12 protein-coding genes and 2 pseudogenes are annotated in these 12,405 nt (G+C 55.3%); 8 read left to right on the forward strand and 6 right to left on the reverse strand.

Annotated elements, in window-relative coordinates:
* The first annotated feature begins 8 nt into the window (after positions 1–8).
* Positions 9–1,130 carry a type I glyceraldehyde-3-phosphate dehydrogenase gene (locus GTU67_RS05860; protein ID WP_185779172.1) on the forward strand — a complete coding sequence of 374 codons (1,122 nt, stop codon included), beginning with the start codon at positions 9–11 and terminating at the stop codon, positions 1,128–1,130.
* Complete coding sequence (gene fumC / locus GTU67_RS05865; protein WP_185779173.1) at positions 1,078–2,493, forward strand: class II fumarate hydratase; 1,416 nt, start codon at positions 1,078–1,080, stop codon at positions 2,491–2,493. Before GTU67_RS05860 ends, fumC begins: the two co-directional genes overlap by 53 nt.
* A gap of 13 nt (positions 2,494–2,506) precedes the next feature.
* On the opposite strand, the gene GTU67_RS05870 is transcribed toward fumC, so the two are convergent.
* The 3 genes from GTU67_RS05870 to GTU67_RS05880 form a co-directional block, all read right to left on the reverse strand.
* Entirely contained in the window at positions 2,507–2,929 is a 423-nt protein-coding gene (locus tag GTU67_RS05870; RefSeq protein ID WP_185779174.1) for a universal stress protein, read from the reverse strand.
* Between the two features lie 137 nt (positions 2,930–3,066).
* Positions 3,067–4,221, reverse strand: a complete 1,155-nt coding sequence (locus GTU67_RS05875; protein ID WP_185779175.1) for an ABC transporter substrate-binding protein — start codon at positions 4,219–4,221, stop codon at positions 3,067–3,069.
* A gap of 326 nt (positions 4,222–4,547) precedes the next feature.
* Complete coding sequence (locus GTU67_RS05880; protein ID WP_185779176.1) at positions 4,548–5,120, reverse strand: Crp/Fnr family transcriptional regulator; 573 nt, start codon at positions 5,118–5,120, stop codon at positions 4,548–4,550.
* 213 nt (positions 5,121–5,333) lie between these two features.
* Here GTU67_RS05880 and GTU67_RS05885 point away from each other — a divergent pair, with 213 nt between their 5' ends.
* The 3 genes and pseudogenes from GTU67_RS05885 to GTU67_RS05895 form a co-directional block, all read left to right on the forward strand.
* Positions 5,334–7,562, forward strand: coding sequence for a sensor domain-containing diguanylate cyclase (locus GTU67_RS05885; RefSeq protein WP_185779177.1), 2,229 nt, complete (start codon positions 5,334–5,336; stop codon positions 7,560–7,562).
* Between the two features lie 19 nt (positions 7,563–7,581).
* The gene (locus GTU67_RS05890) at positions 7,582–7,857 is read left to right on the forward strand and encodes a PAS domain-containing protein (protein ID WP_185779178.1); all 276 of its coding nucleotides are present in this window, start codon (positions 7,582–7,584) and stop codon (positions 7,855–7,857) included.
* Positions 7,829–8,143, forward strand: a pseudogene (locus GTU67_RS05895) (EAL domain-containing protein); the annotation flags it as partial. The gene GTU67_RS05890 and the pseudogene GTU67_RS05895, both read left to right, overlap by 29 nt.
* A 295-nt stretch (positions 8,144–8,438) precedes the next feature.
* Here GTU67_RS05895 and GTU67_RS05900 read toward each other — a convergent pair.
* The gene (locus tag GTU67_RS05900; RefSeq protein WP_249417607.1) at positions 8,439–8,789 is read right to left on the reverse strand and encodes a metalloregulator ArsR/SmtB family transcription factor; all 351 of its coding nucleotides are present in this window, start codon (positions 8,787–8,789) and stop codon (positions 8,439–8,441) included.
* Positions 8,790–9,087: 298 nt separating this feature from the next.
* Here GTU67_RS05900 and arsB point away from each other — a divergent pair, with 298 nt between their 5' ends.
* Positions 9,088–10,167, forward strand: coding sequence for an ACR3 family arsenite efflux transporter (gene arsB, locus GTU67_RS05905; RefSeq protein ID WP_185779179.1), 1,080 nt, complete (start codon positions 9,088–9,090; stop codon positions 10,165–10,167).
* Between the two features lie 135 nt (positions 10,168–10,302).
* On the opposite strand, the gene arsH is transcribed toward arsB, so the two are convergent.
* Both arsH and arsC read right to left on the reverse strand, forming a co-directional pair.
* The gene (gene arsH / locus GTU67_RS05910) at positions 10,303–11,019 is read right to left on the reverse strand and encodes an arsenical resistance protein ArsH (RefSeq protein ID WP_185779180.1); all 717 of its coding nucleotides are present in this window, start codon (positions 11,017–11,019) and stop codon (positions 10,303–10,305) included.
* Positions 11,020–11,024: 5 nt separating this feature from the next.
* Positions 11,025–11,453, reverse strand: a complete 429-nt coding sequence (gene arsC, locus GTU67_RS05915; protein ID WP_185779181.1) for an arsenate reductase (glutaredoxin) — start codon at positions 11,451–11,453, stop codon at positions 11,025–11,027.
* A 100-nt stretch (positions 11,454–11,553) separates the two neighbouring features.
* Here arsC and GTU67_RS15305 point away from each other — a divergent pair.
* Positions 11,554–11,754, forward strand: a pseudogene (locus GTU67_RS15305) (ArsR/SmtB family transcription factor); the annotation flags it as partial.
* 126 nt (positions 11,755–11,880) lie between these two features.
* Positions 11,881–12,387: an arsenate reductase ArsC gene (locus GTU67_RS15310; RefSeq protein ID WP_249417608.1), complete on the forward strand. Its 507-nt coding sequence runs from the start codon at positions 11,881–11,883 to the stop codon at positions 12,385–12,387.
* Positions 12,388–12,405 lie beyond the last annotated feature (18 nt).

Here is a 12,405-nt window from a genome sequence, read left to right on the forward strand (position 1 = left end):
GAATCTCAATGTCTCAGGTATTACGCATTGCCATCAATGGCTATGGCCGGATCGGTCGCAGTTTTTTGCGCGCGCTTTACGAGTCGCGCCTTGAGTCCATATTTCAAATCGTCCTTATCAACGAGCCGTCTGATCTGGACAGTATGGTTTATTTGTCGCGCTACGATTCGACACACGGTATTTTTCCGGGGCAGGTCGATGTCGGCCCCTTGGGTTTACGCGTCAATGGTATCGACATTGCCGTAACACACGAGCGTCAGCCCGAATCCGTTGATTGGCGGGCGCACGATGTTGACCTGGTGGTTGAGTGTTCGGGGCAATACGGTACGCGAGGCGACCTGATGCGCTTTATCCATGCGGGTTGCCCGCGTTTATTGTTGTCGCACCCGGCAAGTAGCGCTACCGACGTCGATTGCACGGTTGTATATGGTGTGAACCACACGCAGTTACAGGGGGCCGAGCAACTGGTGTCTAACGCCTCGTGCACCACCAACGCCATTGTGCCTGTATTGCAGCAACTCGATCAGCATTGGGGGATAGAACACGCATTTTTAACTACGCTGCATTCGGTCATGAACGACCAGCCGCTTATCGACGGCTATCACCACACTGACTTGCGGCGAACGCGCTCGGCCATGCAATCCATTGTGCCCGTGTCTACGGGCCTGGCCAGGGGGGTCGAGCGCTTGCTGCCCGAACTTATCGGCAAAGTTCAGGCTAAGGCGATCCGGGTGCCTACGCTGAATGTCTCTGCCATCGACCTGATGGTTACACTGCAATCGGCAACCGACGTTGCACAACTAAACCGGCATTTCGAACAATTTTCGACGACACTGCCGGGTCTGATCGACTGCTCCAACCATCCGCATGCCTCGATAGACTTCAACCATAACCGGCATTCGGCCATTATCGACACTAGTCAGACCCGGCTGAATGGTGGACGTTTTGCCAATATGTTTGTATGGTTTGATAATGAATGGGGCTTTGCCAACCGTTTGCTCGACACCCTGCAATGGTGGGCGAAACGTTTGCAGAACCCGGGTAACCTCAGCAGGCAGTTCAACATCAGGGGGCAGCATGACCAAGTACCGCATCGAAACCGACAGCATGGGCGAAATCAGGGTTCCTGAGGCCCACTATTGGGGGGCACAAACCCAGCGCTCTATCGAACACTTTCCAATTGGCGTGCAGCGGTTTGTTTGGCCGGCGTCTATTATTCGCGCCCTGGGTGTGCTTAAGAAGTCGGCAGCGCAGGCTAATGCTGTCTTGGGCGAGTTGTCGCCTGATATTGCCCAGCTCGTTGTACAAGCCGCCGACGAGGTCATACAGGGCAGGCTCGACGCCGAGTTCCCGCTGGTGGTTTTTCAAACGGGCTCGGGTACACAGTCAAACATGAATGCCAACGAGGTTATTGCCAATCGTGCCAACGAAATTGCCGGTGCGGCCCGCGGCACCAAGCACCCGGTTCACCCCAACGACCACGTCAACCGGGGGCAGTCGTCGAACGACACCTTTCCGACCGCCATGCACATAGCCGTGGCGTCTGAAGTAACCAAGCACTTGATCCCATCTGTTCAAAGTCTGCGCAATACGCTGGCGCAAAAATCTGCCGAATTCAAAGACATCGTAAAAGTCGGCCGTACGCACCTGCAAGACGCAACGCCCATTACTTTGGGGCAAGAGGTAGGCCAATGGGTGGCCCAAATCGACTTTGACCTTGCTGTCGTTAACCGTGCGCTTGAAGGTATCTATGATTTGGCCATTGGCGGGACGGCGACCGGCACAGGCTTGAACGCCCACCCAGAATTTGGCGACCGAGCCGCTGCGTATATTGCCCAAGAAACCGGGTTGCCATTCAGGTCGGCGCCCAACAAATTTTTTGCATTGGCGGCACACGACGCCCTGGTTGACGTATCGGCCGCACTGCGCACGCTGGCTGGCGGCCTGATGAAAATGGCCAACGATGTGCGCTGGCTGGCCAGCGGTCCGCGTTGCGGTATTGGCGAAATCCAGATCCCGGAAAACGAGCCCGGGTCATCAATTATGCCCGGCAAGGTCAACCCCACCCAATGCGAGGCCTTGACGATGGTTTGCGTGCAAGTATTTGGCAACGACGCGGCAACGGCATTTGCCGGCACGCAAGGCAATTTCCAGCTTAATGTGTACAAGCCGGTCATGGTGCACAATGTGCTTGAAAGCGTTCAGCTGTTGGGCGATGCCTGCCAGGCGTTTAACACGCATTGCGCCGTCGGGCTGGCGCCCGATATGGGCCAAATACAACACAACCTGGCGCAAAATTTAATGCTGGTTACCGCCCTTAACACTCATATTGGTTACGACAAGGCTGCAGCCATTGCCAAAAAAGCGCATGCCGAATCAAGCACGTTGCGCGAGGCCGCATTGGCCCTGGGATACTTGACAGCCGACCAGTACGACAGGTGGGTAGACCCGGCAACAATGACCGGGCCCGAAAATAAACGTTACGAGCCTTAGCCGGCTTAAGCGGTTATTTAACCAGCATTACCGGCACCGGGCTTAAGCTGATGACTTTGGTGGCCACCGAGCCCAACACCAGGTTTGACACCGCACCCATGCCGCGTGTACCCATAATGATCAGATCGCAGTCGTGTTTTTGCGCATATTCGACCACGGTTTCTGCCACGGGGCCCACCATAATTTCGACCCTGGCCGCCACACCCTCGGTATTCAGCAACTCGCGCACGTCTTTCAGGGCCTTTTCACCCTCGTCGTGGTAGTACTCGTCGATAGTTTCGGGGGCTACAAAACGTTTGACGTTTGAAGTGAATACGGGGGCTTGCACGGTGATGACATAAAGACTGGCGCCGGTTTTACCTGCCGCAGTAATGGCCGCCTTGACGGCGTTTAGAGCATGTTGTGAACCGTCGACGGGCACCAGAATCGTGTTCATTTTGACCTCTGAAAATTAGTAATGGGTGTCATTTTATAGTAGTGCCATCGGCAATGGATGCCATCCAGCCAAAGGGCCTGGGACCCCAATGAAAACGGGCGTGCCCAAAGGCACGCCCACTGGCGCAGCCAACCTGTTTACTTGTTGTCGGAGATCAGTTTCCAATCACCGTTTTCAACACGAATCAGCATGCGTGCACGCTCGTCGTGGCCAAAGTGATCGGTGGGTGTCATATTGAAAACACCATGCAGCCCGACGACTTCTTTTGACTGCTCAAGCGCATCGCGCAGGGCGGCACGGAATTCTTGTGTACCTGGCTTGGCCGATTTCAGTGCCACCGGAACGGCGGCTTCCAGCAACAAATAGGCGTCGTAAATTTGCGCGCCGAACGAGGAGAAGGAGCCTGCACCGTATTTTTCTTCGTAACGACGGGTGTAGTCGATACCCGCTTGCTTGGAAGGATGCGAGTCGGGCAACTGACTAGCGACGACAACAGGGCCAACGGGCAAAATAGTGCCCTCGACGGCTTTACCACCTACCCGGATGAATTCTTTGGTTGCCGTGCCGTGGGTTTGATAGATTTGACCTTTGAACCCGCGCTCTTGCAGTGTGACCTGAGGCAAGACCGAGGGTGTACCCGAGGCAACCACCAGAATGGCGTCGGGCTTGGCAGCGACAAGTTTTACGGCCTGGCCTGTCACGCTGGTGTCGTTTCGGTTAAAGCGCTCGACGTCTTCCATTTTGATGCCCGCGGCTTCGGCCAGGGGCTTGGTTTCTTTCAACCAGATTTCGCCGTAAGCATCGGCGTAACCAATGAAGCCCAGACGTTTTACGCCGTTGGCTTTCATGTGGTCGACCAGTGCGCCCGCCATAAGGCGTACGTGCTGGGGTGAACGGAATACCCATTTGTCTTTGTCGGCGGGCAGGTCGAGCGGCGCAACCGCAATTTGAGGCACCTGGTACTCGTTGGCGATTTCGGCCATGGCCACGCTGGTGGGTGTGGCAGAAGATCCGAACAAAATATCGACCTTGTCTTCGGTAACTAACTTGCGTGCATTTTTACCGGCTTGGGAAGCATCGGTCGCGTCGTCTAGCACGATGTAGTTAACCTTTTGGCCCGCGATTTCGGAGGGGAAGAGCGGGACGGTGTTGCGTTCGGGTACACCCAGCGCCGCGGCCGGGCCTGTGCTGGACAAAGAAATACCGACGTTGATGTCGGCATGAGCGGCCAGCGAGAAAGAGGCGAGCGTGCCGGCGACGGCCAGCGAGGCCAGTTTACGGGTGAGTTTCATAGTGTCTCCGTTGATATTGTTTTCGGTGGAGTCTGAACTCTACGGATAATTTTTTATGCGGTCAAGGCGCAGCGTTTGCACAGAGGGCTGTGACAACAAAGAAGATAAAGCCTGGCAACCAAAGATAAGCCAATAATATCAAGACCGTTTGATGGCGTAACAAAAACTTGATGAGGGTCAAACATTACCGTGTTCGGCACCGCTACGATGGGCTGGTGTCGTTCGGATCACGTCGTCTTGACCTGCCTAAAAAGGCGGGTGGAAACGGTGCTAAAACATTAAGCATTGATTAGGCGCCAACTGCACTGGCGACGGCGCCAAACGTGTCAAGCCGCCAGGTGCCGGGCATCGATAATGTGTACGGTGCGCCGGTCGATGCAAATTGCCCCGCGCGCCGCCAGCGAGGACAATGCCCGGGACACCGTTTCCAGGCTCAGCCCCAGAAACGCCCCGATGTCCCTTCGGGTCATGGGCAACTCAAAGGCCCCCGCGGGTAAGCCGCGCCGGGCGTGACGATGGGCTTGCAATGCCAGGAACCGTCCTACGCGTTGCTCGGCCCCGATAACCGTCATCAAATCGGCATCGCGTTCGTGTGCACTTTGCGCCAGGCTGAAGGCTTCGTACAGTGCACGCTCAATCTGAGCGTCTTGTCTTGCAGCATCCAGTAAACCGTTAAAGGGCAGGGCAACCAGTTCGGTGTGCGTCAGGGCCACCGCATCGTAGCCATGCTTGCCCAGGCCAATGCCTTCCAGCCCTACCCAGTCGAACATCATCGGAAAATGCAATACACGCTCGTGGGTGGTGTCGGTGTGGCGTACCGTTTTAAGGTAGCCGGTGCGTACCAGATAAACATTGGCAAACGGTTGACCCGCCCGGAACAGCACCTGGCGCGGTTGCAAACGTTTAAGGGCGAAAGCAGGGTTGCGACATTACATCAGCCGTTTGACGGGAGGCCACATTAGCTTAAGGGTTTGCCCTAGGTGGGGTTCGATGCATTTAACAAATTGTTGCGATTGTGCCTAAAGCAACCTATGCTATAAGTTTTGTCATCAGCAAGGGCTCAGCGACACCTATAGCTATGGCTTGCTTTGCGCCAAATTACTGGAACATAAATGGTTAATGCCCCGCCCGATCAAGTTCAGGAACACGCCCTGGGTGCCGAGGCGATCGCACGGCTTCAGGCCGGCCCATCGGCCGAAGGCTTGCAGCTGCTGTACGACGTGGTGCAAGCGCTATCGGGCGCGCATGGCTTGCGGCAGGGCTTAACCAGCACGCTCGAACGCGTGGTACGTGGCGATGGTTGGGACCTGGGCGTCATGTGGTTAAACACACCGGGCGGCCTCAAGTTCCAGTGTGCCTGGCATCACCCGGCGCTTGACGCGGCCAACTTTTTGCAGGTGTCGCAAGACCCAAAGCTCGACCTTGACGCGTGCCTGGCCCACCAAACCCAAAAGCGGCGCGCACTGATTTTTATTGAACAAATTGCGCCCAATGCCTGCTGGGAGCGCAACCGCCAGGCGATGGCGCTGGGGCTGACCTCGGCCATGGGGCTGCCGCTCATGGTCGGCGATAAAATCTATGGTGTCCTCGAACTGTTCAGCCGCAGCCCCCGGGTTTGCAATGCCCACGCATTAGGCCTTTTCAGGGCGTTAAGCAGCGACATCGGGCAGTTCATCGAAGCGCGCCACCTTGAGCAGCAACTTTACGACAACAACGCCAAGCTGGCCGAGGCCCACCGCATTGCACGCATGGCTTACTGGGAACTGAATCTGGTCAACCTGCAACTGCATGGCAACCTGGATACCGCCGCCGTGCTGGGCTTAACCCCCGAGTCGTTGCCGCGCGACCTGCATGCCTTGTATGGCATTGTGCCCCCCGAAGACCACTCGCATTTGCAAACCATGATTGCCGGGGCGCAGCGCCAGCAGCACCCCATTGTTACTGTCGAGTATCGGGTTATCGACAAAGACGGGCACGTCAGGCATATGCTGGTCCAAGCTCAGGGGCGGTTCGATATTTCTGGCAAGCCGGTACGTATAACGGGCACCATTCAAGACATTACCGAACAAAAACAGGCGGCCGAACGCGCTCGACAGTCTGAGCAGCGCTGGGAAATCGCCTTTCGCAACAGCCCCATTCCCAGTCTAATTACCAGTTACGACACCGGCTTGTGCCTTGACGCCAATGACGAAATGATGCGTGTTATGGGTTTGCGACTAGATCAGATTGTGGGGCGCACCACCAGCGAAGTGCGACTATGGCCACCCAATCGCTGCCGCGACGAACTCATTTCGCAAGTGCATGCGCAAGGCCGAGTGCGCGACTTCGAACTGCACACCGAAATCAATGGTAAAGAGTCATATTTGCTCATTAACCTTGAAATCATTGACTTTAATGGCCAACGTTGCTTGCTGGGCCAATGGATCGACGTTACTCGCCAGAAATTGCTTGAAGAAAGCTTGCGCTTAACGGTAGCGGCCGTCGAGCATGCCGGCGACGCGCTGGTGCTTATGGATCACCGCGGTAACATCATTTCGGTCAACCCGGCCTTTACACAAATTACCGGCTATACCAAAGAACAGGCCAGCGGTGAATGGTTTCTGGGCCTTATTCATAAACCCTCAGGTCGGCACGACAAATCGTTCTTCCGCAATGCCGTGGGTACGGTCGAGACCGACGGCCAATGGAAAGGCGAAGCCTGGGCCAAACGCGCCGACGGTCAAATTATTCCGACGGTGCTGACGCTCAGTGCCATCCGTCACCCCAATACCCAACGGGTCAAGCATTATGTCGGCGTGTTTTCCGATATTTCACGCCAGAAAGAATACGAAATGCAGTTGCAACAAATGGCCTGGCACGACGACCTTACGGGCGTCGCTAACCGCAACCTGCTTATCGAGCGCGGCAATCGCGCCCTGCTGCAGGCCGAGCGCCACGATACCATCCTGGCACTGGTCTTTGTCGACCTCGACCGCTTCAAAGCCATCAATGACACCTACGGCCATGTGTTTGGCGACGAACTGTTAAAACAAGTGGCCGAGCGGCTTTGTTTGTGCGTTCGGGCGTCCGATACTGTCGCCCGCATCGGTGGCGACGAGTTTGTATTGCTGTTGCCCGAAGTCGCCGAAGAAGAGGGCGGCAAAATTGTTCTCGAAAAGATCCGTCGCGCCATGCTCGAACCGTTTATTATTGGCGGGCAGACGGTCGGCATTGGCGCCAGTCTGGGCATTGCCTACTACCCCCAAGACGGGCTAGACATGCCCACACTGCTTCAGCAGGCCGACGAAGGCCTGTATCGCATGAAGAAGGCAACACGCGACGACACGGCTTCACCCGTTTAAACAGCCGCAGGTAGTTTGCATGCAGGGTCTCGACAATGTGCTCGACGTCAACACGCCAGTGGCAGTTGTGGTGGTCGACGCCAATGGTGTTGTTCAACATATCAACCGCTGGATGACCGACTGGAGCGGCCACGCACCGGACGCGGTGGCCGGCACCCCATTCGAACTTTTGTACCCCGAAGTCCTCGCCCAGGGCTGGCCATTTGGCTCGGCTACCCGGCGCGCCCAGGTCGTCTTACATTGGCCCGGTTTCGTCCTCGTTCAAGGTGCTCGACTTACCCGCCGACAGCCTTGAGCTGGAAATTACCGAAGGTGTACTGTTAGAGCAGGTTGATGACACTATTAGCAAACTGCGTAACCTGCAGGCTTTGGGTATCAAGATCTCGGTAGACGACTTCGGCACGGGTTATTCCAGCTTACGCTATCTGAAAAATCTACCCGTCGACAAAATCAAGATTGACCGTTCTTTCGTTAAAGAAATCGCCAGCGACCGTAACGACGCTGCCATCAGCAAAGTCATCATCAGCCTGGCGCATCACCTTAATTTAAAGGTTGTCGCCGAAGGGGTTGAAACCGCTGCGCAGTACTGGTTCTTGAAGCGTAACTTTTGCGATGAGTTTCAGGGGTACTTGTTCGCGCGAGCCATGCCGGTGGGGCAACTGGCCGAGCGCCTGCAGCGTAACGGCGGGGTAGAGACCTTGCCCACGCGCCAGGAAGACGTCGACGAAGAGCGTAATAAGGCTGGGTTGTGTATGTGCAGGCCCGGCGCAGTAAAGTGTAATGTCTCGCGTTGGAAGTGTTCGGGTGCTTCCGTTTTGTTGACTTTACATAATATACATTATGCGAATTATGGAATACGAAAGAACAAGGTTTTCATCAGGAACAAGCCGATTCGGCCTGTTGTCGCGATTGTTGAAGGCGCGCTGCGTCGGCGGCCAGCCATTGGGCGTAGTCGGTACGCAACCGGGCAAACAATACCGTCGCCCAATCGGGCAAGCTTGGGGCTACACGGTAGTACACCCATTGGCCGTCTCGCCTGTCTTCAAGCAACCCGCAGTGACGTAATTGCGCCAGATGACGCGACACTTTAGACTGGCCTTCAGCCAGGGCTTCAGTCAGGTCGCACACACACAGTTCGCCTTCGCCGGCCAGTAAAAGCATGATCCGGCACCGGGTTTCATCGCCCAGACATTTAAAGAAAAACACGGGGTTATCTATGGTCATCATGATGAGAATTCGCCGGCAATGAAGGAATAATGAAGGAAGATAGACCAAAGAATGCGCGGCAGGCCAGCAGCGCCGGATGGACATCACACAGGCAAAAAGCGCATGCTTTTTGATGAATGCAGACGGCACCCGTCTTCATTCACAGACTGTGCTGTCAGTATATCGTCAATAACATAATTCCGCATATGCGGAAAAGCAGATATATAATACGCCGTCAACGCAAAACCACATATCTCATACTAATCCAAGGTTTTTTCTTACCCTAGCTTTGATAAAGCCAAACCCGATAAGGAACCCCATGTCCAGCCAATGCGAAGTTGTCGGCAAACAAGCCGCCGGCGCACCCATTAGTTTTTTTGAGCGCTACCTTACCGTTTGGGTAGCCCTGTGCATTATTGCGGGCACCCTGCTGGGCTTGTATTGGCCAAATGCTGCGCAAGCCGTAGGGGCCATGGAGATTGCGCATGTCAATATCCCGGTCGGTGTCCTGATCTGGATCATGATTATCCCCATGCTGATGAAAATTGACTTTGGTGCCCTGCGCGAAGTGTATGACCAGCGCGCCAGCATGGGCGTCACACTGGCCGTCAATTGGGCCATCAAACCTTTCAGCATGGCATTGTTCGGCTGGTTTTTTATCAAGGTGGTGTTTGCCCCCTGGTTACCTGCTGACGAGCTTGACAGTTATATGGCCGGGCTGATTTTGCTGGGGGCCGCACCCTGCACGGCCATGGTGTTTGTATGGAGCAATTTATGCCGGGGCAACGCCAACTTTACGCTGACGCAAGTTGCACTTAACGATCTTGTCATGGTGTTTGCGTTTGCGCCTATTGTTGCTCTGCTTTTGGGCGTTTCATCGATTCCTGTGCCCTGGGATACGCTGACGTTGTCGGTGGTTATGTATATCGTTATCCCGTTGGCCATTGCCCAGGCACTGCGCGGCTGGCTAATCAAGCGTGGTGGCCAGCAAGGTTTTGCCCAGGCATTGGCACAAATTGGGCCTTATTCCATTGTGGCGTTACTGGCGACGCTGGTGCTTCTGTTTTCGTTTCAGGGCCAGGCCATTATCGAGCAACCGCTCATCATCGCCATTCTGGCCGTCCCCATTTTGCTGCAAACCTTGTTTATTGCGGGCCTGGGGTATGTCTGGAACCGTAAACTGAAGGTGCGGCACGATGTCGCCGGCCCCTCGACCATGATCGGCGCATCAAATTTCTTTGAACTGGCAGTTGCCGTGGCTATTGTCTTGTATGGCTTTGACTCGGGCGCGGCTCTGGCGACTGTGGTGGGTGTGCTGATCGAGGTTCCGGTGATGCTTTGGCTGGTGCGCACGATTAACCGCAGCCGCGATTGGTATAACCGCGTGGCCATGGCATAACGTTAGTACAGGTGCAGGCGATTTTCGCCGTCGTTCGTGACGGCGAAAATTTTTATATTTAAGGTCAAATACGGCTGTTTATGCGCCAACAGACACAGCGCTGTTTTTACAACGTAATCACAGTTGCCGCTGGCCTTAAAGCTGGTCGACGGCCATATTTTCGATGGCCTTGCGTTCGCTATAGCGATCGGTCAGGTAATTTGACCGATCGCGTGTCAGCAACGTAAATTTCATCAGCTCTTCCATCACATCAACCACCCGGTCGTAGTACGCCGAAGGCTTCATGCGGTTGTTGTCATCGAACTCTTGATAAGCCTTGGGCACCGATGACTGGTTGGGAATGGTCACCATGCGCATCCAGCGGCCCAGCACGCGCAGCGAATTTACAGCATTAAACGACTGCGAACCCCCGCTGACCTGCATGACCGCGAGCGTGCGACCCTGCGTGGGGCGGATACTGCCCACCTCAAGTGGCAACCAGTCTATCTGGTTCTTGAACAAACCGGTCACGCTGCCATGGACTTCCGGACTGCACCACACCTGCCCTTCAGACCACAATGACAGCGCCCGGAATGCCTGCACTTCGGGATGCTCTGGCTGCACGCTGTTGGCCAACGGCAAATTGGCCGGGTTGTAAATGCGTACGTCGGCGCCTGAGTGCACAAGAATGCGTGCGGCCTCTTCAACCAGCAACCGGCTGAATGATCTTGGCCGCAACGATCCGTACAACAGCAAAATGCGCGGCTTATGATGGCTGGCATTGGTCACCTGCAAACGGTCGGAATCAGGTCGCAGGAAACGCGTTTCATCCAGATTGGGCAGAGATAAATCTTCAGGGATGTAGTACGTCATGGCCATTACTTTGTAATAAGCCGACCCTGCGCGTCGAGCATGGGTGTGCCGTCTTCTTTGGCAAACGGCCTGGCCGGCATCGGCGGCAGTATGTCCAGTGCAACTTCAGACGGGCGGCACAAGCGCGTGCCCTTTTCTGTCACAACAAACGGACGGTTCAGAAGAATCGGGTGGGCTTCAATGGCGTCAAGCAACTGTTCATCCGATACCTCTGGTTTGTCTAGTCCCAGTTCGGCATAAGGCGTGCCTTTTTCACGCATGGCTTCGCGCAGCGTGAGCCCGGCATCGGCCACCATTTTCTGGATGGTTTCACGCGCAGGTGGTGTTTCAAGATAAAGCACAACATTGGGTTCAATACCGGCATGACGTATCAAGGCCAGCGTATTGCGTGAAGTGCCGCATTTGGGGTTGTGGTAAATCGTGACGTTCGACATGATCAGATTCCTGTTTGGTTGTTTCGAAATTTCAATTATAATTGAAACGTTAAAAAGAAAGAGTCAATGTATGGATATCAAAGACGCTGTCAAGGCTTTAATGGCTCTCGGGCACGAGTCGCGGCTGGAAGTTTACCGCCTGCTGGTACAAAAAGGCCCAGGTGGGCTGCCCGCCGGAGAACTGGCCCGGTTGACCAAAAACTCGCCTTCGTCGCTGTCCTTTCACTTAAAAGAACTGGTGAATGCCGGTTTGCTTGATGCGCGACAAGAAGGCCGGTTTGTATTTTACTCGGCCCGTTACGCGGCCATGACCGGCCTGCTGTCTTACCTGACCGAAAACTGCTGTAACGGTAACCCATGTATTCCCCTGTCGTCAGACTTATGCGCCGACGACTTATCTTGTACCCCTACTCCGGACGCAATCACCATGACAAACAAGGTTTACAACGTACTCTTTCTGTGCACGCACAACGCTTCGCGCAGCATTATGGCCGAAGCCCTGCTTAACACCATGGGGCATGGCCGCTTCAAGGCCTACAGTGCCGGCAGCATGCCGGGCCAAGGGGTCAACCGCTTTGCACTCGAAAAGGCCAAATCGCTGGGTTACGATACCAGTACCTTGCGCAGTAAAAGCTGGGACGAGTTCGCTGCGCCCGATGCACCACAAATGGACTTCATCATTACCGTATGCGACAACGCGGCCGGCGAAGTCTGCCCCATTTGGCCGGGGCACCCCATCTCGGCACACTGGGGGTTTGAAGACCCGGCAGCAGCCATCGGCACCGACGAACAAAAGCGGGTCGTGTTCGACAAAATATTTCGACAGATCTCCACCCGTATCTCGCTTTTTGCTAACATGCCCATCGACAAGCTTGAAAAAGCGGCGATCCATCGAGAACTGACCGCCATTGGTTCACACCCCGTATCCGCCTAGCCTTGGCGTTCCGGGGAT

The organism is Pusillimonas minor, from assembly GCF_014237865.1.
Lineage (GTDB): Bacteria > Pseudomonadota > Gammaproteobacteria > Burkholderiales > Burkholderiaceae_B > Neopusillimonas > Neopusillimonas minor.

Excerpts from the sequence above, each read along its gene's own strand:
- GTU67_RS15310 (WP_249417608.1), top strand. The coding sequence starts at position 11,881 with ATGACAAACAAGGTTTACAACGTACTCTTTCTGTGCACGCACAACGCT.
- GTU67_RS05875 (WP_185779175.1), bottom strand. The coding sequence starts at position 4,221 with ATGAAACTCACCCGTAAACTGGCCTCGCTGGCCGTCGCCGGCACGCTC.
- arsC (WP_185779181.1), bottom strand. The coding sequence starts at position 11,453 with ATGTCGAACGTCACGATTTACCACAACCCCAAATGCGGCACTTCACGC.
- GTU67_RS05870 (WP_185779174.1), bottom strand. The coding sequence starts at position 2,929 with ATGAACACGATTCTGGTGCCCGTCGACGGTTCACAACATGCTCTAAAC.
- GTU67_RS05890 (WP_185779178.1), top strand. The coding sequence starts at position 7,582 with ATGCAGGGTCTCGACAATGTGCTCGACGTCAACACGCCAGTGGCAGTT.
- arsH (WP_185779180.1), bottom strand. The coding sequence starts at position 11,019 with ATGACGTACTACATCCCTGAAGATTTATCTCTGCCCAATCTGGATGAA.
- GTU67_RS05860 (WP_185779172.1), top strand. The coding sequence starts at position 9 with ATGTCTCAGGTATTACGCATTGCCATCAATGGCTATGGCCGGATCGGT.
- GTU67_RS05885 (WP_185779177.1), top strand. The coding sequence starts at position 5,334 with ATGGTTAATGCCCCGCCCGATCAAGTTCAGGAACACGCCCTGGGTGCC.
- arsB (WP_185779179.1), top strand. The coding sequence starts at position 9,088 with ATGTCCAGCCAATGCGAAGTTGTCGGCAAACAAGCCGCCGGCGCACCC.
- GTU67_RS05900 (WP_249417607.1), bottom strand. The coding sequence starts at position 8,789 with ATGATGACCATAGATAACCCCGTGTTTTTCTTTAAATGTCTGGGCGAT.
- fumC (WP_185779173.1), top strand. The coding sequence starts at position 1,078 with ATGACCAAGTACCGCATCGAAACCGACAGCATGGGCGAAATCAGGGTT.